Source organism: Rhodococcus sp. FH8 (assembly GCF_019266085.1).
GTDB classification, from domain to species: Bacteria; Actinomycetota; Actinomycetes; order Mycobacteriales; family Mycobacteriaceae; genus Rhodococcus_F; species Rhodococcus_F qingshengii.
In genome coordinates this window covers 621,470-645,547 of the sequence record NZ_LPNQ01000065.1, presented here as the reverse complement: position 1 = coordinate 645,547, position 24,078 = coordinate 621,470, and the positions used below count along the sequence as shown (strand labels likewise).

Genomic DNA, 24,078 nt, shown 5'->3' with positions numbered 1-24,078 from the left:
ACTCTCAGGCCTGACCGATCAATTCGATCGCCTGTTCTCGCATCGCGATCTTGCGGACCTTGCCCGTGACTGTCATCGGGAACTCGTCGACGACATGGACGTACCGCGGAATCTTGTAGTGCGCGAGCTTGCCGGAGCAGAACGCGCGGACCGAATCGGCGTCGAGATCGTCTGCACCTTCGCGCATCTGGACCCACACCATCAATTCCTCGCCGTACTTTGCGTCGGGTACACCGATGACCTGCGCATCGAGAATGTCGGGGTGGGTGTAGAGGAACTCCTCGATCTCACGTGGATAGACGTTCTCGCCACCGCGGATGACCATGTCCTTGATGCGTCCCGTGATGGCGACGTATCCGGCCTCGTCCATGACTCCGATGTCTCCGGTGTGCATCCACCGGGCAGCGTCGATCGCCTCGGCGGTCTTCTCCGGGTTCTCCCAGTATCCGAGCATGACCGAGTAACCACGCGTGCACAGTTCACCCGGCTCGCCACGGGGCACCGTCAATCCGGTTGCCGGATCGACGATCTTGATCTCGAGATGCGGCCCTACCCGTCCGACCGTTTCGGTGCGCTGCTCGATCGAATCGTCCGAGCGGGTCTGCAACGACACCGGCGAGGTCTCCGTCATGCCGTAGCAGATGGACACCTCCGACATGCCCATGCGATCGATGACCTGCTTCATCACCTCGACCGGGCAGGGCGAGCCCGCCATGATGCCGGTGCGAAGGGACGACAGATCGAAGCTGTCGAAGTCCGGCAACGCCAACTCCGCGATGAACATCGTCGGAACGCCGTAGAGGGACGTGCACTTTTCGGCCTGAACGGCTTCGAGCGAAGCACGCGGATCGAAAGCCGGACCCGGAATGACCATGGCAGCACCGTGACTGGTGCACGCAAGGTTGCCCATAACCATGCCGAAACAGTGGTAGAACGGCACCGGGATGCACACCCGATCGACCTCGCTGTAGTGGCACAACTCGCCGACGAAATAGCCGTTGTTGAGGATGTTGTGGTGACTGAGCGTCGCGCCCTTCGGGAAACCGGTAGTACCCGAGGTGTATTGGATGTTGATCGCGTCGTCAGCCGACAACGCGGCCTGGGCTGCGGCGAGCGGAGCCGGATCGCTTGCCTGCGCCGCCAAGCCGTCTGCAAGCACCGCGTCCCACTCGGGTGAACCGAGCAGGAGCACCGACGTCAGATCCGGGCACTGCGGCCGCACCGTCTCGATCATCGACGCGTAGTCCGAGGTCTTGAAGCTGGCCGCAGACACCAGCGTCGAGATCCCGGCCTGCTCGAGCACGTACTGCAACTCGTGCGAGCGGTACGCCGGATTGATGTTGACCAGGATCGCGCCGACCTTTGCCGTCGCGTATTGCGTGAACGTCCATTCCGGACAGTTGGGAGCCCAGATTCCTACCCGATCGCCCTTCCCCACACCACGGGAAAGTAGTCCGGCAGCGAGCCCGTTCACCTGCTCGGCGAACTCCCGGTACGTCCATCGTCGACCGCTGGCGTGGTCGATCAACGCATCGCGGTCGCCGTGTGCGGCAACCGTGCGATCGAGGTTGTCTCCGATGGTGTCGCCCAGCATCGGACCGTCCCATACTCCGGACGTATAGCTGGGCAGCGGCGTACTCATGTGTTCTGTCCTCTCCGGTTACCTGTTCAGGCACCTATGAGAGGGGCCGCCGCAGCGGACCCTCTCATCTACGAATTTACTCGATTCGGTGTGATGCACGACATACTTCCCGGTGCGGGGTGGCCGTAACTGTTCAGAGTCCGGACACCCCACCCGCCTGCTGTGCGCCTTTATTAACCGCCGGCGGTTAATAAAGGCGCACAGTGGTTACAGCGCGTGGTCCTTGGTCTCGACGAGCGCCCAGGTGCAGATCAGGCTCAACACACCCAGGATCGCCAACATGACTCCGATGGCCATACTCCCGTAGGCCGAGGCCAGCGGTGCGGCGATCAGCGGCGGCACTGCCCCACCGAGCACTCCGGCGAGGTTGTAGCCGAGGCCGGCACCGGTGTAGCGGTAGCGGGTCTGGAACATTTCCGGAAGCAGCGCACCGCAGGGGCCGTAGGCGATTCCGAAGATCATGAGCGTGCCGAACATTCCGATGATGAACGCGATCGGCGATCCCGTGTCGAGGAGCGGGAACAGCACCAGCGCCCAGACGACGGCCAGACCACACGAGATCATGATGACCTTGCGGCGCCCGATGCGGTCCGAGTACAGAGCGGAAACGACGATCGCCGCACCGAAGACAACCGCGGAAGCGATACCGACCGACAGGACGAACGGACGGGAGAAGCCGAGGGTCTTTGTTCCGTAGCTCGTCAGGAAAGCCGTGCCCATGTAGAAGAACGCGAACAGGCAAGCCAGGGCGCCTGCCGAGAGCAGGATCTCCTTGGTCTGGAACCGCCAAGCATCCAGGAACGGAAGGGTGCGTGGTGCTTCGTTCTTCTGCTCCGCGACGCGCTCTGCCTGCTCCGCCTTGAAGACGGGAGTCTCCTCGATAGCGAGTCGCATGTAGAGGCCGATGCCGACCAACACGATGGAGAACAGGAACGGGATACGCCAGCCGTAATCGAGGAAAGCCTGGTTGGTGTCGCCGAGAACTGCGCCGGTGATGAGGAAGGTGCTGCTCGAGAGAACGAAGGCGATTGCAGGGCCAAGCTGCGGGAACATCGCATACAGACCACGTTTGCCCGGTGGAGCGTATTCCGCCGTGAGCAAGGTTGCGCCTGCCCACTCACCACCGACCGCGAAACCTTGGCCGAATCGCAAGAGCACCAAGATGATCGGGGCCGCGACACCGATGGTTGCAGCACCCGGCAGCAAGCCGATCAGGAGCGTCGAGATACCCATGAGCAGGAGCGTCGAGATCAGCGTCTTCTTGCGACCGATGCGATCACCGAAGTGTCCGAACAACATTGCGCCGACGGGCCGGGCGATGAATGCGACTGCGAAAGTCGCAAACGATGCGACAGTTCCCGCAGTGGCACCGAGCGCGGGGAAGAACACCGTCGGAAAGACAAGTGCCGCAGCGGTTCCGTAGATGAAGAAGTCGTAGAACTCGATAGTCGTGCCGATACAACTCGCGATTGCGACGCGCCGCACACTGGTGGTGTTCTGCGGGGGCTGCGTCGCACCTGCGGCACTCGCACCCCCGGCGCCGGCGGCACTGGTGCCGCCTGTGGGAGAGACTGTGGTCACTCGATTCCTCCGTGGTCCCGTGGTGTCGCCCTGTGGGCATCACCGTCGATAGAAGGAAAGGTAGTGATGTGGCTCACCCCCGCACTACCCCCGAAAGGGGGTACGAGTGATCTCGGTCACGACTTGTATGCAATGGTAACGAGTTTCACGACCCTCGACATGCCGCAGGCCGTCCGATTCGTTCACACGAATCGGACGGCCCTCGAGAAACTGCGTCACGGTGCAACGCTACGGATCAAGCCTTACCGGCAGCCCCGAACAGTTCCTGACGGATCTCGCCCCACACCGTGGCGTAGGAGTCGATGATCGGTTCGGAAATCCACTTGGACTCCCCCGCTTGCACTTTCACGAGAGCATCCGAGAAGAGATCCTGGTAACGAGACAACCGCGGAACGAATGCCGACAGATCGTCGAACAGGTTTGCAGCCCGGCGATCCAACTCTGCAAGGGAATCCGCATCTGCGTCGTCGATGAGCGCGGCGAACTCCTCGTCCAAGGGAAGGAACGCCTCGTACACCTCACCGATGGAGTCCTCGTCGATCGAGACGCGCTCGGCGTCCAACTGATCTTCGAGTTCTGCCAAACCTTTCTCGGTCAGGCTGATGGCGTTTTCCGCTTCGACCGCTTTGCCCTGCGCGACAAGTGCGTCGTACGCAGCTTGACCGGAAGCCGAGCTGACGCCCAGGTGCTCGGCCAGGACGACCGCTCCGACCCGCTCCTTGAGACGTACTGCCTGGAGCAGTGCCAACTCGTCCACATTGCCAGCGAAGGCCATCGATTTCTCCTACTCACGTGCCGCCTCTGCGGCTCCAGCATCACAGCGGACACCCGTGGGTTTCCGCAGCCCGACAAAGGGCTCGACAGAATCAGATCACACCCCGATCGATCGTTGTGAAGTCACCGCGACAAGTCGACCGTCACGCGACGGAATCGACCTGATCGGGGATCACGCTGCCGTCCGCACGAGTCACGGCGCCTTTCTCCCCGGCCGCGTCGGTGTAAGCATCGGTCGAGCAGCGATAGGGAGCATCCGCCTGTGCCTTCGGTTCGATGAACATGGGGTTGACCAGCCATTTCCCATCACTGTTGTCGTAGGCATTGCACATCAGTTCGGGATTGTTGCGGTTGATCACCAGGCGCGCACCGGTCGCATCTCCGAGGAACGTCACGTCGGTGACAGAATCACCGGCAGCAAATACCTGACGTCGATCGGCGGCCAACTGCTCGAACGCCGTAGGCCCTTGAACCCCGTAGACAACCTCGTTGACCTGGCACCGCTTGCCGTCGATGTACGGAATGACAGAGTCGTCGCCGTCCGCAACGCCACCACACCCACGCAGGCGCCCGGTGAGAACCCCGCCCTCGACGATGGGCCGAACTCCCATCACGTGATCGGCATCCAATCCCAGCTGCTCCGACCAGACACGAACGACCGGTTCGGCCGACGCGGAGATGATCCGCACGTCGAATCCATGAGCGCCGAGGGTTTTCACCAAATCTTCGACTTGCGCGTAGTACCGCACCGAGCCGTCGACTTCCGTCGTACCGACGGTCTGATCGGATCCTTCTGCAGCAGCGAGATTCTCGGCACGCGCTGCGCGGGCGTACTCGGTGATCTCGTCCTCGGTGTGCCCTGCCATCAACTGCACGGCCCACGCGTATGCGGCTTTTGTCCGGCGGTGATCGTAACCGTCGAATGCGGCCTGCCCGTCGCGAGTCTTCTCTTCGAGTACCGCAACGATCTCGTCCGCGCAGTCCGAGTCGGTGCTGGTTGCCAACGGTTGCCCCGGCGCGGTCTCGGAGCCGCACGCGGCGGAAAGTGCGGCAGCGCCGGCTGGCGTCATGAAGCGACTGGTGGTGGCCCAGTCCACTCCGGCAGGCTGTAACACCTTGTTGTTCTTGATCATCCAGAATGCGGTGGCGCTTCCGATGTCGTTCTTGACAACTGTGTTGTCCCAGTCGAAGAGCGCCAACGGAGCTCCGTCATCGACATCACCTGCAGCTCCACACGTTCCGAACTCCGTCATCATGGCATCCAACGTCACACGGTTGTCGCCGTACCACGCAAGACTGGGATCCAACAACGCGCAGGATGAACCACTCTGCGCCACATCTTCTTTCGCGCGCTCTCGGCCGAACTACATGCAGTTGCACTCAACAGGACACTACCTACCGCCAACGCGCACAGGGCGCGGGAATGCAGCGAACGGAACATCGATTCCCTCGTTTTCGTCGTGATTCGGGTACGACGGCATACCCGGGTCGATCGACCCGGGTATGCCGTGCAGTTGTCAATTAATCGAGCGTCAGCACTTCTCCCGACGCAACGGCGTCGGCGCGAGAGGTGTCCTTGAGGTCGACGCCGGAGCGGCCCAACTGGCGCGCTCCCGTCACCAATCCCAGGACGACACGAGCAGCCTGCTCGTATCCGAGGCCCTCGGGTGGGTGGACATTGGAAATGCAGTTTCGATCCGCGTCGGTACGACCGACGCGCGGAAGGTGAGTCAGATAGATCCCGACACTGTCCGCAACGGAGAGCCCTGGACGTTCGCCGATCAGGACGATCGCCGTCTGCACTCCCATCGCGGCAGCGATGTGATCACCCAGTGCCACACGGGCATTCGTGGCGATCACGGGCGGCGCGATCGAGTACCGCTCCCCCAACACCGTGACCAACGCAGACAGTAATTGCTCGCCGTGGTCCATCAGTGCTCGCGGCGAGAGTCCGTCGGCGAGGATGAACCCGATTTCCTTGTCGGAACTCGAGATCGCACCCAGGTCAGCCGGTTGGCGCCCCAGGTCAGGTCTCCGGAGATACTCACTGCGGGTGGAGACGCTGCTCGCGACCACCACCGGCGCCCCGATGCCCACCCCTTCGACCCGACTGGCAAGCGTCTCGGAGTCGAGTGGCTCGTGGACCGCGTCGCGGGCTGCGGCGTGAGCTGCCTTGAATTCGAGAACCCGCTTGGTGGGCAACGAATCTCCGGCACGCCCCAGCCCGATACGCGATTGTGTGGTCTTGCGCAGTGGACCCCAGAAATCGAGGATCGGTGCCTGATCTTCGGTCATGAGTTCACCGTCAAAGCCCGCAACGGCGACATTTCGGCATCGATCGGAAGAACCCGACCGTTTGCGTCGGTCATCCCCAAGTTGTGGAGCCAGGTCTCGAACTCCGGGGCGGGCTGCAAACCGAGAACCTTACGCACATACAGCGCGTCGTGGAACGCCAGACTTTGATAGCCGAGCATCACGTCGTCGGCGCCGGGCACCGCGATCACGAACGCCGCGCCGGCGACGCCCAGCAAGGTGAGCAGGTTGTCCATGTCGTCTTGATCGGCTTCGGCGTGGTTGGTGTAGCAAACGTCCACTCCCATCGGCAGCCCGAGGAGTTTTCCGCAGAAATGATCCTCCAAGCCCGCGCGAATGATCTGCTTGCCGTCGTAGAGATACTCGGGACCGATGAAGCCGACCACGGTGTTGACCAGCAGCGGTTCGAGATCACGTGCCACTGCGTATGCCCTGGTCTCGAGTGTCTGCTGATCGACCGGGGCTCCGCCGGTGCCGTAGTGGGCACCTGAGCTGAGGGCGGACCCCTGCCCCGTCTCCAGGTACATGACGTTGTTGCCGACCGTTCCGCGGTTCAAGGAGCGCCCGGCCTCGTTGCCCTCACGCAGGAGCGGAATGTTCACTCCGAAACCGGAATTGGCGCCTTCGGTACCGGCAATCGACTGGAAGACGAGATCGACCGGCACCCCCGATTCGATCAGTCCGATCGTGGTGGTCACGTGCGAGAGCACGCACGACTGAGTCGGGATCTCGAATCGCTGACGGATGTCGTCGAGCAGGTGGAGCAGATCCGAGGTGGCCTGGGGTGAGTCCGTCGCCGGGTTGATACCGATGACGGCGTCGCCACATCCCATCAGGAGACCGTCCAATGTGGCCGCCGCGATGCCGCGTGGATCGTCTGTCGGGTGGTTTGGTTGGAGTCGGGTGCTCAGCCGGCCGGGCAGTCCGATGGTCGTACGGAACCCCGCGGTCACGGTGATGGCCTTCGCGACGGCGATCAGGTCCTGATTGCGCATGATCTTGCTGACCGCCGCAACCATCTCGGGGGTGAGCCCGGGACTTACGGCGGACAACCGTGCGGAAGCTTCCGGCGCCGACGCGGTCTCGAGCAACCAGTCTCGTAGTCCGCCAACAGTCAGGTGGGCCACCGGCGCAAAGGCCAGGCGATCGTGGCTGTCGATGATGAGCCTGGTTACCTCGTCGTCCTCGTACGGAACCACCAGATCTTCGAGGAACACCGTCAACGGAAGATCAGCCAGAACCCATTGAGCAGCAGCACGTTCGGCGTCGGAGCTTGCCGCGCAACCGGCTAGTTCGTCACCCGACCGCAGTGGTGTCGCTTTTGCCATCAGATCGACGAGACCGTCGAACGAGTAGTTGGTTCCGGATACCTGCTGGTGATACTTGGCCATCCCGCGACTCATCCCAATTCTTCTTCCGCCTGTGCAAGTACAGCAAACTCCTCGTCCGGCGAGTTGGCAACAAGGTGGTGACGACTGTAGAGACCGAAGTACGCCATCAGAACTCCGAAGGCGACCAACGTCAGCAATGCCGCAACGGGATCGACCAGGAAGGTGGCCACCACCGACACTGCCGCGATCACGAGCGCAAACGAGGTGGTGGCGATACCGCCGGGCGTGCGGTACGGGCGCGGCATGTTCGGCTCACGCTTACGAAGAACGATGTGACTCACCATCATCAGGACGTAGCTTACTGCCGCGCCGAACACCGCCATGTTGAGCAACATTGCACCTTCACCGGTGAGTGAGAGCGCGAAGCCGATGATTCCGGGTACGACGAGCGCGAGAGTGGGGGCCTTGCGCTTGTTGGTCACCGACAGGTTCTTCGGCAGATAGCCGGCGCGGGAGAGCGCAAACGTCTGGCGTGAGTAGGCGTACATGATCGAGAAGAAGCTCGCGACCAGACCGGCAAGTCCGATGTAGTTGACGGCCTTTGCCGCTCCGCTGTCCCCCAGAGCCTCGACGAGCGGATTTCCGGAGGTGGACAGGGCGTCTGCGCCGAGCGCACCGGTGGCGAGGAAGAGAACCGTTGCGCCTGTGACGATCAGGATCAACATGCTGATGATGATGCCGCGGGGGACGTTCTTCTCCGGCTCACGTGCTTCCTCGGCGGCCAGCGGTACACCTTCGACCGCAAGGAAGAACCAGATCGCGAAGGGCACGGCGGCCCAGATTCCGAGCAGACCGAATGGCAGGAACGACGACGATCCGACTGCGCTGGTTTCGACGGCGATATCGGTGAGGTTGGACGAATCGAAAAGGCCGACAGCCGAAACCGCGAACACGACCAGGCCGACGAGTGCAATGGCGGTGATGATGAACATCGCCTTGAGTGCCTCACCGGCGCCGGTGAGGTGAATGCCGATGAAGATCGCGTACACCGCGAGGTACACCCACCAGCCGTCGGTGATCCCGAACAGGTTCAGGGACTCGACGTACGCACCGATGAAGGTCGCGATCGCTGCGGGTGCTATCGAGTACTCGATGAGAATTGCTGTGCCGGTGGCAAATCCGCCCCAGGGCCCCATGGCCCGTCTGGCAAACGTGTATCCACCACCAGCGGCAGGAAGTGCCGACGACATCTCGGCCATACCGAGCACCATCGCCAGGTACATACCCGCGATGACAACCGCCGCGATGAGAAGGCCACCGAAACCACCTTCGGCCAGACCGTTGTTCCAGCCGGCGTAGTCACCGGAAATCACATAGCTGACACCCAACCCCGCAAGCAGCACCCACCCTGCTGTTCCCTTTCGGAGTGTTCGTTTCTCCAGATACGAATTGTCTTCCGCATGGAAGTCTGCGCCGTCGTGGTGTGCACCCGCGGCACCGGCGTTTTTGCCGGTTGCGTGGTCGGAAAGAGACATGTCCATCCTCTGAATCGGTCAAGAATGAGACGACGCACGGTGGATGCGTCGCGTGAAATGAACGGTATGTGGGCGATGTACGGAGAAGGTCGCCTGGAGATGACCGTGCTGTTAACTGGCTGTCATGTGAGCGGCCCCGAGTCTGTTCAGATCTTCTTCAGGCTGCCGTTCTCAGGATCGGGCGGCCGCGCCCGGCACCGGGCAGGCGTCGACGGCCTCGGCGACCACCTGGGGAACCGTCGGGGGCAAAGGACGCACGCCCGCTTCCCAATCAGCGCCCACGAGAATGCTCGACGCGCCGAGTGCTTCGTTTTCGTCCGGTGTGAATGCCCTTGCTCGACTGAGGAATCTGAATCCTTCAGGAGACTCCAGGCTGAATCCACTGCCGCGGCCGGGCACGACGTCCAGTACCAACTGGGTGTGCTTCCAGGCTTCGAACTGTGATCCGGAAATCCAGACCTGTACAGCGTCGGTTCCGGTGGGAAGGTCTTCGGGAGTCTCTCCGACAGCAAGTCGGAGATCGACGATTCCGAGTAGTACGTCACGGTCCCCGACGATGAATTCGCCTGAGGGATAACACATCGGGGCCGAGCCGTCGCAGCATCCGCCGGATTGATGCATCATCAGTTCGCCGTGAGTCCCGCTGAGGCGGCGCAGGAGGTCAGCCGCCCCAGCGGTGGTCACCAACCGGGGTGGAACGGCGCCGGTATCGGGTGTGTCCGTGGCGCTCATTCCAACCTCCGTGTGTTTGTGCAGGTTTCGCGTGTTGCAGTCTTGCTCACCGGCACCCGCAGCGAGGGGCTCACGGGTGCCGGTGGGTAGATCAGAAGAAGCCCTGAGCCTTCTGGGCGTAGCTGACCAGGAGGTTCTTGGTCTGCTGGTAGTGCGAGAGCATCATCAGGTGGTTCTCGCGGCCGATGCCGGACTGCTTGTATCCACCGAAAGCGGCGTGTGCCGGGTACTGGTGGTACGTGTTGGTCCAGACGCGACCGGCTTGGATGTCGCGGCCTGCGCGGTAAGCAACTCCGCCGTCGCGGGACCAGACACCGGCGCCCAAACCGTAGAGCGTGTCGTTGGCGATTTCGATGGCCTCGTCGTAGTCCTTGAACGAGGTGACCGAGACGACGGGTCCGAAGATCTCTTCCTGGAAGATGCGCATCTTGTTGTTGCCGGTGAACACCGTCGGCTGGACGTAGTAGCCGCCGGACAGGTCTCCGCCGAGTTCGGCTCGCTCACCACCGGTGATGACCTTGGCGCCTTCGGCCTTGCCGATCTCGATGTACGAGAGGATCTTCTCGAGCTGATCGTTGCTGGCCTGGGCACCGATCATGGTGTCGGTGTCGAGCGGATCCCCTTGGCGCACAGCCTTGGTGCGGATGGCTGCCATCGCGAGGAACTCGTCGAAGATGTCTTCCTGGATCAGCGAACGTGACGGGCAGGTGCAGACCTCGCCCTGGTTGAGGGCGAACATCGTGAAGCCCTCGAGTGCCTTGTCCTGGTAGTCGTCGTTTGAGGCGAGAACGTCGGAGAAGAAGATGTTGGGGCTCTTGCCACCGAGTTCGAGGGTGACGGGGATAAGGTTCTGCGACGCGTACTGCATGATCAGGCGACCGGTGGTGGTCTCACCGGTGAACGCGATCTTCTTGATACGCGGGCTGGACGCGAGCGGCTTTCCGGCCTCGACGCCGAAGCCGTTGACGATGTTGAGAACACCGGCAGGCAGCAGGTCACCGATGATGCCGATGAGGTGCAGGATCGAGACTGGCGTCTGCTCGGCAGGCTTGAGCACGATGGCATTGCCGGCAGCGAGGGCGGGGGCAAGCTTCCACACGGCCATGAGGATCGGGAAGTTCCACGGAATGATCTGGCCGACTACGCCGAGCGGCTCGTGGAAGTGGTACGCCACGGTGTCGGAGTTGATCTCCGAGAGCGAACCTTCCTGTGCGCGAATAGCTCCCGCGAAGTATCGGAAGTGATCGATGGCGAGCGGAATGTCGGCGTTGAGGGTCTCGCGGATCGGCTTGCCGTTGTCCCACGACTCGGCGAGTGCGATGGATTCGAGGTTCTCCTCCATACGATCAGCGATCTTGTTCAAGATGATCGCGCGCTCGGCGACCGAGGTCTTGCCCCAGGCCGGAGCTGCTGCGTGCGCTGCGTCGAGAGCGAGTTCGATGTCTTCTGCGGTGGAACGAGCCACATCACAGAAATTCTGTCCGGTCACCGGTGTCGGGTTCTCGAAGTACTGACCCTTGACCGGAGCAACCCATTCGTTGCCGATCCAGTTGTCGTATCGAGACTGGAAGGACATGATCGCGTCGGCGGTACCTGGGCGGGCGTACACGGTCATTGCAAGCTCCTATGTAAACGTGATCTTCCTGGGCGCACCCACCAAATCGGTGACTGCAATCCCACCCCCCGGTGGGGTGTGATTCACAACACTAGGAGTTGCAACGTTGCAAGTACGTTGCGTGCGAGAAACGCAGATGATTCTCAGATGCCCAATTGGCGGTCGAGGAGATCAATTCTAGCCTGGACCTGCGAATACAGCGGAGATTGAGGATCCAACGTGGACAGGTAGGCCTCCCACACGACGGAGTCTTCGCGGCCGTGCACCGACGTGGTCCACCGGGCCAGAAGGTTGGCGTCACCTCCACGCAGCAGAGCTGCCTGGACCCTGGTGCGTAGTTCTTCCCGCACCTCTTCGATTCCCGGGGAGGCAGAGCCCGCCAGCACCGGGCCCGAATACAGTTTCATCGCCGTCGCTGCGTCGCCTCGGTCCAACGCTGCCCGCACATCGCCGACATCTGTCGTGAACTCCGTGATGATCCGATAGGGGCGCGAAGCCAGCCGGTCGGCGCCGAAAACCTTACGAAGCCGCGACATTTCCGCGCGAATGGTCACTGCGTCGAGTTCGCCCTCGTCGAGCAGGACCGCAAGGTGGTCGGAGCTGAGGCCCTCCGGGTGTTCGGAAAGCAGAAGGAGAATCTCGGCGTGACGCTGCGAAATCGGGATGCGGTCACCGCCGCGAACCAGCGTCGGCCGGCCGGCACCGAATGTTTCGAGGCGCGGAGCCGTGGCACTGAGCGGGATGGGCGAGTTCAAGAGATGGAATCGCAATTCCGATTCGGCGGCCGCGACAGTTGCACGGATCAGTGACAGCACTTCGGGAACCGCAACCCTGGGACCACCGGTGATGTCGATGGCACCAAGGATTTGCCCAGTGGTGGGATCGTGGACGGGTGCGGCCGAACAACTCCAGTCGTGCACGGTTCGGTTGAAATGCTCGGATCCGAAAATCTGTACGGAGTGATCGAGAGCAAGCGCCGTTCCCGGCGCATTGGTGCCGACACGATCTTCGCTCCAGTCGGCGCCTTCAACGAAGTTCATGGACAACGCCTTGTCCTTGGCCGAGTTGTCACCCTCCACCCAGAGCAATCGACCGTGTGCGTCACTGATCGCGATCAGTAGTCCGGTCTCGGCAGCATCTTCCACCAGGAGTTTCCGAATCACCGGACGGATCAGTGACATGGGATGCGCGGAGCGATACTTTTCGAGCTCCAACCCTTCGAGCATCTCAGGGTTGCCGACCACATCGGGATTTACCCCCTTGTTGCGGCTCCGCATCCAGGACTCGAGTACGACCGAGCGGACATGGGAGTCGTCGGTCAGCCCCTGGCCGGGCACGCCGCGAGCATCGATGAACGACTGATGGGCAGACGAAAGTCGCCGCGCGAGTAACGCGACGTCATCGCCTGGCCTGACCGCCACCCACGGGTTGCCGGGCACAGCCTGTTCACGTGCCATATTTTGCGTTCCTCCGCTCCGTGGACCACTGTAACGCCGATCACAGCCCATAGGCGAGAACGACCATTCGGTATGACTGCCGACCCAGCCTGCTACCCCTCGCGGTCACTCGTCACCGAGCAGAATGGCGCTTGCTCGTTCCGCGACCATCACCGCGGTCGCATGCGGGCCGCGGGTCGGGATCGTCGGCAGGATTGACGTGTCAACAATACTGAGTCCTTGCGCGCCGATCACACGGCACCGACCGTCGACGACTGCGAACGGGTCCGCCTCGGCACCCATCACGCAACTACCGGACATATGCAGCGACGTTCCCAAGCGGGATTCGACCCACTCATCGGTGTACTCCACGACGGGGCGATCGATCAACCCCGTCTCGGCGATCGACTCGAGAAGATTCTCGGCGATCCGCATCCCTTCCCGAATGGCAGCTCGATCGTGCGCCGACGCGACATAGTTGTACCGAATACGCGGCGCCCCAGCGGGATCCCCCGATACCAGTTCGATGCTTCCCCGGCTGTGCGGCGCCATCAGGACCACTCCGACGCCGTGGTCCATGCGAGGCACACCGGGAACCAGGTCTGTGAAAGATGCGGTGTACGGACGGATTTCGATCTCAGCGAGGTTGAGGGCTGTCTCCAGCACCGGAGTCTGCGATCGAATCGTGCGGGGCTTCGAAAAATGGTACGGCAGCAGCACTTCCGGGTGGTCGACGAAGTTCTGTCCGACGCCCGGTCGATCGAGAACGACGGAAACTCCCTGCCCTACAAGTTGTTCCGCTGGACCAACACCGGAATTCAGGAGAATGTGCGGTGTCGCCACCGCGCCCGAACACACGACCACATGGTCGGCACGAATGCGTCGGACATTACCGTCGTCGAGAACGTCGACGCCGATCGCACGGGTACCCGAGAACGCGATGCGAATGACGTTCACTCCGGATTCCACCCGCAGATTCGGCCGGTGCAACGCCGGCATCAGATACCCGATCGCCGTACTGATCCGACGATGATCCGAGACGTTCAGTGGCACTCGGCCCACCCCGAACGAGTCCGGCGCATTCTTGTCGACGTCGTCGGGAAAGCCTGCTCCGAGCGCTGCCGCATGAAACTCGCCGCTCAGTGGATGTAGTTGGTCCCACGCTCGACGCTCGACCGGGATCGGTCCGGCGGTCCCGTGGAACTCGCCCTCGAAATCACGATCCGTTTCGGACTTCTTGAAGTACGGCAAGACGTCGTCGTATCGCCATGAACTCGGCCAATTCTCGAAATCAGCACGGGTCGCGCGGGTGAAGTACGCACCGTTGACGGCTCCGGATCCACCGAGTGTCCGCCCCCGCGCAATTGTGGACGCCCGACGCGGCGTCAGTTCGACCGGATAGGTCCACGTGTATTCGCTCGCAGGTCCGACCGGCAGTCGGTACGGATCACCCAGGACGTCCGGGAGTTCGAGCGCCGATCGATATCCGCTTCCCGATTCGAGGAGCATCACCGTGGCGGATGGATCTTCACTGAGCCTGGCTGCGACCACGCAACCACACGTGCCACCACCGACAACCAGGAAATCTGCGTAGTCGGCTTCTGTCACTTGGTGATTCGAGGTTTCAGCGCCGCCCAGTCGCGGGCGTCGAATGCGCCACGCCAGAGTCCGGCTCCATACGCGATGTCGTCGGCTCGTTTGAAGAAGACGTACCGAACCGGTCCCAGCCCGCCTGGCTCACGGTGGCGATACCAGTCCACCAAACCTTCGGTGACTGCTGCAGCGACGGCCAGCCGCCGAATTCGCCTGGAGGCGATCACCGCCAGGAGCGTCACGGGCCAGTAGTGACGACACATTGCCGAGGCGAGTTGCCAGAATCCGCCGACAACTCCCTGCGCGGTGAGGATCGCCGCGATCCGGGTGGGTTGACTCAGGCCGGTGAACATCTTTCGCAGCCGGTAAACGGTAAACAGCAAAGCGCCGAGTGCGCCGGCAAGACCGGAACGGGTCAGTGTTGCAGCGGCGATACACGCGAAGAGCGTCGAGAACGACATCGCCATCGGCGGAACCGAACCCTCGTGTCTTGCAGCCAACGGCGCCGCACCCGTGCCGTAGAACGCTCTCCTGGCGAACCACTTGTCGAACTGAACTCGATGATCGTGGGCGACATGCGCAACCGGTTCGTACCTCAGTCGCCAACCCGCAGCCTGCAGTCGCCAGCAGAAATCGACGTCCTCGGCTACTTCGAGACTCTCGTCGAAACCGTTGCATTCGAGTGCCACGTCGCGCCGGACGATCACGGCGGCGCTGGGGACATAGGCGACCGGACTGCCCGACTTCACCGCAGCTTCCTTGCGTCCGAGGTCGAGAGACGATCGCATGTTCTCGTACCGCGCCAGCGCCGTCCCGTACGGATCGAGGGCGACGATGCGGGGTGCAACAAGGGCAACCCCCGGATCGCTGAAGTGGCCCAACATCAACTCGAGCCAACCGGCACGCGGTATGACGTCAGAGTCCAGAAAAGCTACGAAACGTGTTTGGGCCGAACGCAATCCCGAGTTTCTCGCTGCCGAGGGTCCGCGGGCACTCTCGTGCCGGACCACTGTGATGGTGCCGGTGCCCGGGCAGGCGCGACGGGGCTCCACCGGCACTTCCGAACCGTCGTCGACAACGATGACGGTCAGATCCTTGAGGACGGGCAATAGGCGTTCGACGCCGGCCTGGTTGTCCTTGACCGGAATCACGACCGTGACATCGGCAGCGGACGGCGTCGACATCGGACGAGGATTCGCGACACCTGAATCGAGAAGGTGTCGCGCAACCGCAGCGCTCTGCTGATCGACCACCTCGAGGAAGCCGTCACCGATCATCGCCGCAGCCGTCGGCGCCAGCTTGAGCATCCGCGTCGGAGATCCGCCGATGAGTACCCGGCCACCCGAGTACGTGCGCACCTTGGGGTCCAACCGAATGCCGAAGCCGTCGGGGAGTCTTGCTGGTCGCATCAGATGATCGTAAGGGACGTAGCCCGTCGTGCTGCAACTCGTCGCAGCCTCGAAAGCCGTCGCAGGTGGACCGTCCGCCCCCACTCGGTCGTGGTCGTCACCGAAGCCTCCCATCTGGACCAGGCTCCCACCGGGCCAGTCCATCCGTCACGCGTCCTACCAACTCACCGAAGATGTATGCGCCGTCTTCGGCGGTAGCCCCGACTGGATTGCCGAGAACGCCGTTTTGCGACACAGCGACCATACCGCCCGAACGCATTCCTGGCATCAGGTCCGCGATAGGAGACAAATTTCCTGTCTCAGCAAGGCTCATGTGCACCAAATCGGGCGAAAGGTGCAGCAATAGGCTCGTTTCAGTGTGTCCGGCATGCGCGTCGGCACCCGGAACAGCGCACGGCGCCCAAGCAGCATCACGCCCCTCATACCGCAGAAGTGCCACCGCTTTGGCCAATGCGGGACCATTTCCGCCGTGGCCGTTGACGAACAGCACCCTCTTCGTCCATCGGAACGCCGACCTTCCGTATTCGACGACGACGGTTTCCATGGCCTCCGCACCGATCGAAATCGTGCCGGCAAACCCTTCGTGTTCGCCGCTCGCCCCGTATTCGATGGCCGGGGCCACGACGACGTCGGGCAGAGCCTGTGCGACTGCTCTCGCAATCCGAGTGTCGGTATCGAGAGGCAGGTGCGGTCCGTGTTGTTCGAAAGAACCGACCGGGACCACGACGGTGAGCGCAGTGCCCTCGAGCGCAGGACTCGGGATGGCAGCAAGGTCACGCGGAGAACTCATCCCCCGATCGTATTTGGTGTGGGCCCCTCCCACCGCAACACTGCATGCGGATACACCGGGGCATTTTGTTGTGCCCGGCGTATTCGTCAGTTGTCGCGGTTCACGCCGCTGTCGGTGGGCTGTTCCCGCCGATCGGCTGTTGATACGGATCAACCGACATCGGCGGATAGAACACCGTCTTCCGATCCGGACCGATCTCCACCCGCCACTCCATGTGGTGCAGCGTCCGGTGATGATGACCGCACAACAGAATCAGATTGTCGAGATCTGTTGGGCCACCATCGTTCCAGTGAACAATATGATGAGCATCGCACCACCCCGACGGTGTCCCGCACCCCGGGAACGCGCACCCACCATCACGAACCGCCAACGCCCGCCTTTGCAGAACCGTCGCCGTTCTCGCTTCCTTGCCGCAGTCGAGCGGAACACCATTCTCGTCCAGGAGGATCCGCGTCACGGTGCAGTCGCATGCCAGCATCCGGGCAGTGTCGATACTGATCGGGCCCACCCAATCCGTCCACGCAAACCCGAGCTCTTCTGTCGACGGCAACAAATCCTTCAACGCTTTCAGGTCGGTCACGTCTTTTGCACTGGCGGTAACGGTGATGTGTGGTTTCACCCCGCCTTCGATCGGACCCAACCCCGCCCGCTCGTACCGGCGCAGTAGTTCGCAGAACCCGTCCGCGCGCCGTAATGCAGGCGTGCGTGTGTCCTTGACGCCGTCTTTTTCCGGTGTCGGCGCAGACAGGCTCGACAACAACGTGATCAGACGGGCCCCGTTCACAGCATCCAGATCACCCTTCACCGACACACGCCCGTACAAACCTTTCGACGCGTAGAACTCGTTGCGCTCCGAATCCTCACCCACCGGAACGCCGTCCTCACGCTTGCCGTACTGCTTCTCGATCCGCCGAATCGCCGCCCGCACCGCATCACAATCAGCAATGTTCTTCGACGCCAAACCCAACAGAATCCCGCGAGCCTTGTCCACATCCGCCAGGGTCATGTTCTTCGGCGGATGCTGACAAAACGACGCCACCTGCCGCGCCTTCAACGCATCCACGTCACCACGATGAAACGCATCGCCCACAACGGGTTCGAGCATCAACAACCGCGCCAACCCGACCAGCAGACTGCACTCACCGATCTCCAGATTCGTCGAACCATGCAACCACTGCGCGATCGCCCGAAAACCCTTCCCGCCGAGAACCTCACGGGAAAACATCTCCACGATCAACAACACCATCCGCGACTGCAACTCGTGCCGGACACGCACCAGATCCAGAACCTCCCCCTTGAGGCCCACGCCATCCAGTTGCCACGCTTCCCGACTGTCCATGCTCAAAACATACTTTCGAGAACCAGGGACAAAACGGACGACTATATCGCCAACGCGGCCCGATGCCCCTCGATGACGGCCGCGTGCGAACGCCTCGGAGACAAGGCGTCACCGATGCGAAATTTCTCGAAACAGCTTCCCTGCAAGGTGTTCCACAACTCGTCGACAGGTTCCTGCTGTGTCGCGAAGACCACCCAGTCGACTGCAACTTCCTCGGTCACACCCGTCGGAAGGTGAACCAAGCTCACGAGCGGCGAGGCCCCAGCGCTCACCGAAGTCACCATCAGATCTGTCCGTTGACCGATCGACTTCTCGAACGCTCGGCGGTTCCACCCCTCGAAATCCAGGGTGATGCTCAGGTCCTGCGCGACCACCATACCGTTGGTCGCGATCGTGACGGCACAGCCTCGATCAGCGAGGAACTCCGCCACCGACGTACCTTGATGGAATCCCAGTTCGTCGTAGACGAGCACCGTTCCACTCGGCAGAATCTTGCCGTCGAGAACGTCTCGAACACCCACCACACGCTCTGATCTACCCGCCCACGCTGGGCGTAAAGGCCGCGCTCCGGTTGCAATCACGACCACCTCGGGCGCGCGCTCCTCCACGATCGCGAGATCAGCTCCAGCATCCAACTCGATCGTCACACCACTTCGGCGACACTCAGATTCGAGATTCCGGACGAGGTCGGCGAGCTCACGGCGAGCCGGTACCACCGAGGCGGTAAGAATCTGTCCCCCAAGTCTTCGTTCACGCTCGAACAGCGTCACCGCATGACCTCGCTGGGCCGCTGTAGCCGCAGCTTGCAGGCCGGCGGGGCCGCCACCGACCACCACCACCGTGCGGCCCCGTCGCCGCGGCATCGGCAGCGGTACCGATTCCCGACCAGCGCGCGGATTTGCGGTGCACCCCAACCAACGTCCCAGACCCATCCGCCCGACGCATTCCTGGTTGCAGGACAGGCAGGTTCGCACCTGTACCGATTGACCAGCACGCGCCTTGTTCACAAAATCCGGATCGGCGATCTGCCCGCGAACTACGCCCACCAGATCGCATACACCGTCCTCGAGTGCAGCTTCGGCTTGCTCCGGCGTCTTGAAACGGCCGACTCCGACGACTGGAAGATCGACGACCTCCCTGATCGCAGACGGGACGAAGTTGGCGTAGCCGGTGGGTACAGCCATCGATGCTTCGACCAGATGCAGTGTTTCCGTGGCCATTCCGACGGTGGTGTTGATGTAGTCGACGTAACCGTCAGCTTCGATGAGTTGAGCGGTGGCTACTGCGTCGGACAGTTCGATGCCACCCCGCGTTCCTTCGTATCCACTCAGGCGCACACCGAGGACACGATCCGGGCCGATGGCCTTACGCAGTACCCCGAGCACTTCGAGAAGGAACCGTGCACGATGTGCCACGCCCCCGCCGTAGCGATCGGTGCGCACGTTGGTCGAGGGGGCGAGAAACGCGCGCACTATGGACGACTGCGACGCCTGCAATTCCACCCCGTCGAAGCCACCGGCGACGCAATTGCGGGCAACAAGGGCGAACCCTGCGAGAATCTCGGCGATGTCCGCGTCGTCGACAGCTTTGGGCACCTCGCGGAACAACGGATCGGCGACGGCGCTCGGCGCCAACAGCGGCGATCGCGAATAGGTTCCAGCGCCCTGGCCCCCATTGTGGTTGATCTGCGCGAGAATCGACGAACCATGTGCATGAACGGCGTCGGTGATCCGCCGGTATCCCTCGATCGCTTCGGGCCGATAGCCCGCAATCATCTTCTCGTACGGTCGATCCCAAGGATGCGTCGAGTGTTCCTCGGTGATGATCAGACCCGCACCGCCGCGTGCCCGCGCCTCGTAATAGCTCGCGTGCTGCTCCGTCGGCAACCCGTTCTCCGCGTAATTGGTCAGGTGTGCGGAGAACACCACCCGATTGCGGAGTGTCAGGTTGCCCAGGCGCAGTGGCGCGAAGAGGCGCGGGTACGGCGTCATCAGACCTTGGAGTTTCCTTGATCGAGCGCGATATGACTTGCCGTGACGGTGCGGGAACCGTCACCGGCGAGCCACAGGACGGTATCGGCGATCTCGTCAGGTTCGGCGAAAGCGATGTCCGAGAGGATCGGAGTGAAGTTGGGAAGGTACTGCGGAAACTTTGCAAATACCTCGAGAGCTCCCTGGTCGACCCCCATCGGCGTATTCACTCCGTAAGGATGGATCGAATTGACCCTGATCTTGTACTCCCCCAGTTCCTTTGCTGCGGCCTGCGTCAGACCGACGAGACCGAACTTGGCGCTCGCGTAGTGCGCCTGTCCGGGCAGCGCCTTGAGTCCGGCCACCGAACTGACCACGATGATCGATCCACCGCGCCCACCCTCGATGATCGCCGGCACCGAGGCCTTGAGGGTTTTCCAGACTCCGGTCAGGTTGATGTCGATCAGAGTTTCCCACTGCTCGTCCGACATTTCCCAGAATCGATTCCAGTTGCAGACCCCGGCGTTGGCGACCACGATGTCGAGTCGTCCGAACTGTTCGACGCCGTCCTTGACCACCGCGGTGAGCGCTGCGCCGTCACGGACATCGACCTCGCGGGCGAGGATCTTCCCGCCCTCCGCTTCCACCAGACGTATCGTCTCGGCAAAGTCCTCGGAAGTTGCTGCGTCGTAGGAATTGTCCGACGCCACCGACGCGCATACGTCGACCGCGATGATCGCTGCTCCCTCGCGCGCCATCTTGACCGCGTGCGCACGTCCTTGACCGCGCGCTGCGCCGGTGATGAAAGCAACGCGACCTTCGAGCGAACGAACTGAACCCTGTGTCATGAGATAGCCCTCTCTGCAGAATTGAAACTCGTTCTAGTAGTAAACCCTGCAAAGCGCCCTTCGCGGATGGATTCGAGAACAGTTCTCGGGGCAACCGAGTCGCCCACCTGAATGTCGGCCTCTTCCTTCAGCGTTTCGTTCGGCAGACGAGGCGAGCAGTCGATCACCACTTCGCACTCGAGCTGTGACCGCTCGCCGGTATGGACGTGTTCGACGCAGACGGCCCCTCGAGCGATTTCGGTGACACGTGACGCGAGCACCCTGGTGACCCCGGCCTGCTGGATGCGCGTGTTGGCGCCGACCAGATCCCCACTCGCACCGAGCCTCGAACCGACGATGCTGTCGGGAGTCACAATCGAGACGGAGATGCCATGGGCCGCGAGTGCTTCTGCGAGCGCCACCGCGATCGGTCCACCGAGGGGATCGATCAGCGCGACCGGACCCGGCCCCACGGTGCTCAACTTCTCGAAGGCTTCCGACGCATCCAACCATCGAACCGAATCGTCGACCGGATACGTCGGCGGCCTCGCAGCACTACCGGTGGCAACGACAACAAACTCGCCCCGGCTGCGTGCGTCACCCAGGTCTTGGGCGTCGAGCGCCGCCCCGGTCCGCATCGTCACGCCGCTACGACGGCATTCGTCCTCCAACCACTGCGCGAGGAGTGCGAACCGGCTACGGCCGTCACCTCGCGCAAAAGTTCGGATCATGCCGCCGAACTGCGATGAACTCTCGACGAGTGTGACCGAGTGCCCCGCCACCGCCGAGATCCGTGCGGCTTCCATCCCAGCGGGGCCACCCCCCACGACCAGCACGGCTCCCGGTGTCGAAATCTGCTCTCGCTCATCGGGGTCCACCGTCTCGAAACCCGCGCTCGGATTCCCGACGCATGTCACGACAGGATTGCGAGGATCACGCACGAGGCACGTCTGATTGCAGAGCACACACGGCCGGGGACGATCGCCGCGCGCGGCTTTCACAACCAGGTCCGGGTCTGCGATCTGGGCCCGGGTCATCTCGACGAACTCACCTACTTCCAGCGCCGCGTGAGCGTCGGCGATGTCCACGACGCTCCCCTGCACGACAACAGGAATCGACAGAGCGGCCTTGATCTCACGGCACAGATCGAGGTTGAAGTTCGGCGGGCAGTGAAAATCGGGGCGGTACCCCTCAGACGAATAGAGTCCGCCACGAACGACGACAAGGAGATCGAGGAACGGAGACACTTCACGCGCGATACCGATGGCAAGATCGGGCGTCAGGCCCGCCCATGGAGCTTCCTCGTCACAGGACAACCGCAGGGAGACAACGTGATCCGACCCGACTTCCTCGCGCACTGCCGAGATGACCTCGCGAACAAGAGCAACGCGATCGCTACCGTATCGGTCTTGCCGAGTGTTGGTCAGACCCGAAAGGAATTGTCGCAGAATGCTTCGAGGACCGGCATCGAGTTCCACTCCGTCCATTCCCGAAGCGACGGCCAGCGCCGACGCCTCACGGAAGCCGACTATCAGCTGGTCGATTTCCGGCTGCCCCATTGCCATCGGCAACTCACGCGTCGCCGGGTCGGCCACTCTTGACGGTCCCCACAGCACCGACTGGGAGTATGCGCTCGATCCCTGCATGCCGGTATGACCGAGCCCGGCCAGAACCAGCGTTCCGTACGGAGCACATGCAGCCGCGATCGACTGCCACCCCGGGCCACATTGCGACGCCAACGGCGCCCGCTCGTACGGCCAGTCGTTCTCCGATACCGAGGCCACTTCGGTGACGACGATCCCGGTTCCGCCCTCGGCGCGGCGCTGGTAGTACGCACGGTGCCGATCGGAAAGCGAGCGTCCCACAGCAAGGTTGGTCTCGTGCGGACCGAAAACAACCCTGGACCGGACGAGGCGTCCGGCCAGGGTCGTGTGTTCGTCGAGTGTCAACTCACAGCTCTATCGGAGCCGTAATCTCAGCTGGCACCCAATGTGCGTGTGAACCCTTCCGGTATCACCAGGTCCGCCGGGCTCAGTTCGGTGATGGACGAGTGGCCGAGGCCCATCAGCCCCGAGTCGATGCCCATCCGCATGAGGTCGAGCACGTTCTCGACACCGGCCTGGCCGTTGGCCGAGAGGCCCCACAGGTAGGCGCGCCCGAGCATGACGGCCTTGGCTCCGAGTGCGAGCGCCTTGACGACGTCGCCGCCGCGTCGAATGCCGCCGTCGAGAACAACTTCCACCTGATCGCCCACGGCCTCGGCAATGCCCGGGAGCACACGGATCGGCGCCGGGGTGCCGTCGAGGTTGTTACCACCGTGGTTGGAGACCGAGATAGCGGAGACACCGGCGTCGACAGCTCGCTTGGCGTCGTCGATGCGCATGATGCCCTTGAGCATGAACGGTCCACCCCACTGCTCACGAAGCCAGGCGATGTCTTCCCACGTCGGAAGCGGAGTCTGCATCCACTCGCCGTATGCGCCGAAGAACGTCGGTGCAGGCTGGCCGGGAGCCGCGAGGTTGGGGGTGGTCAGGTCCGGGATCTTGCCGGTCTTGGCGAACTCGAGCAACCACTTCGGGCGCATGATTCCCTCGGGTGCGAACTGGAACATCGCCTTGAGGTCCATCTTTTCGGGGATGGACGGGCTGCCCCAGTCGCGACCGTACGAGAAGGACCAGTCGGTGGTGATGATCAGGCCCTTGGCACCGGCAGCGCGAGCGCGCTCCATACGCTGCAGGAGCACGTCGCGGCTACCGACCCAATACATCTGGAAGAAGACCTGCGGGTTGGCCGCGGCAACTTCTTCGATGGACTTGCTGGCAAAAGAACTCAGTCCGATGGCTGTTCCCCGTGCTGCAGCCGCACGGGCTACCGCTACTTCACCGTCGGGGTGCACTGCCTGCACACCGGTCGGTGAAATCATGACGGGCAACGAAATGTCCTGGCCCATAATGGTGGTGGACATCTCGCGCTTGTCCGACAGCCCGGCAGCGTGGGGAGCGAAACCCAATTCGCTGAATGCCGCGACGTTGTCGTCGACCGTCAGCCCTTTCTCGGATCCCGCTACCAACGCCGCGTACACGGACTTGGGCAACCTCTTCTTCGCACGGCGCTGTGCTTCTGCCACCGTCTCGAAGAAAGCATTCTTAGCCATTGAACTGACCTCTCTGGGGTGCAGCTTTCGCCGCACT

General features: G+C 62.5%; 18 protein-coding genes. All 18 read right to left on the bottom strand.

Annotated elements, in window-relative coordinates:
- Positions 1 to 4: 4 nt before the first annotated feature.
- Positions 5 to 1,642 carry an AMP-binding protein gene (locus ATN38_RS17480; protein WP_073512113.1) on the bottom strand — a complete coding sequence of 546 codons (1,638 nt, stop codon included), beginning with the start codon at positions 1,640 to 1,642 and terminating at the stop codon, positions 5 to 7.
- A 207-nt stretch (positions 1,643 to 1,849) separates the two neighbouring features.
- Positions 1,850 to 3,127, bottom strand: a complete 1,278-nt coding sequence (locus ATN38_RS17475) for an MFS transporter (protein ID WP_085998903.1) — start codon at positions 3,125 to 3,127, stop codon at positions 1,850 to 1,852.
- A 331-nt stretch (positions 3,128 to 3,458) separates the two neighbouring features.
- Positions 3,459 to 3,998 (bottom strand): hypothetical protein, encoded by a 540-nt coding sequence (locus ATN38_RS17470; protein ID WP_073512114.1) that lies wholly within the window; start codon positions 3,996 to 3,998, stop codon positions 3,459 to 3,461.
- Between the two features lie 142 nt (positions 3,999 to 4,140).
- Positions 4,141 to 5,304 (bottom strand): HAD family phosphatase, encoded by a 1,164-nt coding sequence (locus ATN38_RS17465; protein ID WP_256931890.1) that lies wholly within the window; start codon positions 5,302 to 5,304, stop codon positions 4,141 to 4,143.
- A 214-nt stretch (positions 5,305 to 5,518) separates the two neighbouring features.
- A complete protein-coding gene (gene eutC / locus ATN38_RS17460; RefSeq protein ID WP_007730164.1) occupies positions 5,519 to 6,292 on the bottom strand; it encodes an ethanolamine ammonia-lyase subunit EutC in 774 nt (257 codons plus the stop codon).
- On the bottom strand, positions 6,289 to 7,701 hold the full coding sequence (locus tag ATN38_RS17455; protein WP_039973142.1) for an ethanolamine ammonia-lyase subunit EutB: 1,413 nt from the start codon (positions 7,699 to 7,701) through the stop codon (positions 6,289 to 6,291). The genes eutC and ATN38_RS17455 overlap by 4 nt, the downstream gene beginning before the upstream one ends.
- 8 nt (positions 7,702 to 7,709) lie before the next feature.
- Entirely contained in the window at positions 7,710 to 9,182 is a 1,473-nt protein-coding gene (gene eat / locus ATN38_RS17450; protein WP_085998902.1) for an ethanolamine permease, read from the bottom strand.
- 165 nt (positions 9,183 to 9,347) lie between these two features.
- Positions 9,348 to 9,908: a DUF779 domain-containing protein gene (locus ATN38_RS17445; protein WP_003942021.1), complete on the bottom strand. Its 561-nt coding sequence runs from the start codon at positions 9,906 to 9,908 to the stop codon at positions 9,348 to 9,350.
- A gap of 91 nt (positions 9,909 to 9,999) precedes the next feature.
- Complete coding sequence (adh, locus tag ATN38_RS17440; protein ID WP_007730158.1) at positions 10,000 to 11,523, bottom strand: aldehyde dehydrogenase; 1,524 nt, start codon at positions 11,521 to 11,523, stop codon at positions 10,000 to 10,002.
- Between the two features lie 143 nt (positions 11,524 to 11,666).
- The gene (locus ATN38_RS17435; RefSeq protein WP_007730155.1) at positions 11,667 to 12,980 is read right to left on the bottom strand and encodes a helix-turn-helix domain-containing protein; all 1,314 of its coding nucleotides are present in this window, start codon (positions 12,978 to 12,980) and stop codon (positions 11,667 to 11,669) included.
- A gap of 105 nt (positions 12,981 to 13,085) precedes the next feature.
- On the bottom strand, positions 13,086 to 14,567 hold the full coding sequence (gene mftG / locus ATN38_RS17430) for a mycofactocin system GMC family oxidoreductase MftG (protein ID WP_007730154.1): 1,482 nt from the start codon (positions 14,565 to 14,567) through the stop codon (positions 13,086 to 13,088).
- Positions 14,564 to 15,961, bottom strand: coding sequence for a mycofactocin biosynthesis glycosyltransferase MftF (gene mftF / locus ATN38_RS17425; RefSeq protein ID WP_007730153.1), 1,398 nt, complete (start codon positions 15,959 to 15,961; stop codon positions 14,564 to 14,566). The genes mftG and mftF overlap by 4 nt, the downstream gene beginning before the upstream one ends.
- Before the next feature lie 97 nt (positions 15,962 to 16,058).
- On the bottom strand, positions 16,059 to 16,751 hold the full coding sequence (gene mftE, locus ATN38_RS17420) for a mycofactocin biosynthesis peptidyl-dipeptidase MftE (RefSeq protein WP_054186896.1): 693 nt from the start codon (positions 16,749 to 16,751) through the stop codon (positions 16,059 to 16,061).
- Between the two features lie 100 nt (positions 16,752 to 16,851).
- Positions 16,852 to 18,090 (bottom strand): HNH endonuclease signature motif containing protein, encoded by a 1,239-nt coding sequence (locus tag ATN38_RS17415; protein ID WP_218748282.1) that lies wholly within the window; start codon positions 18,088 to 18,090, stop codon positions 16,852 to 16,854.
- A 41-nt stretch (positions 18,091 to 18,131) separates the two neighbouring features.
- Positions 18,132 to 20,081 (bottom strand): mycofactocin system FadH/OYE family oxidoreductase 2, encoded by a 1,950-nt coding sequence (locus ATN38_RS17410; protein WP_073512118.1) that lies wholly within the window; start codon positions 20,079 to 20,081, stop codon positions 18,132 to 18,134.
- Entirely contained in the window at positions 20,081 to 20,908 is an 828-nt protein-coding gene (locus ATN38_RS17405) for a mycofactocin-coupled SDR family oxidoreductase (RefSeq protein WP_003941966.1), read from the bottom strand. The genes ATN38_RS17410 and ATN38_RS17405 overlap by 1 nt, the downstream gene beginning before the upstream one ends.
- Positions 20,905 to 22,836, bottom strand: coding sequence for a mycofactocin system FadH/OYE family oxidoreductase 1 (locus ATN38_RS17400; protein WP_073512119.1), 1,932 nt, complete (start codon positions 22,834 to 22,836; stop codon positions 20,905 to 20,907). The genes ATN38_RS17405 and ATN38_RS17400 overlap by 4 nt, the downstream gene beginning before the upstream one ends.
- A 26-nt stretch (positions 22,837 to 22,862) precedes the next feature.
- Entirely contained in the window at positions 22,863 to 24,041 is a 1,179-nt protein-coding gene (gene mftD / locus ATN38_RS17395; protein ID WP_003942047.1) for a pre-mycofactocin synthase MftD, read from the bottom strand.
- Positions 24,042 to 24,078: the final 37 nt, after the last annotated feature.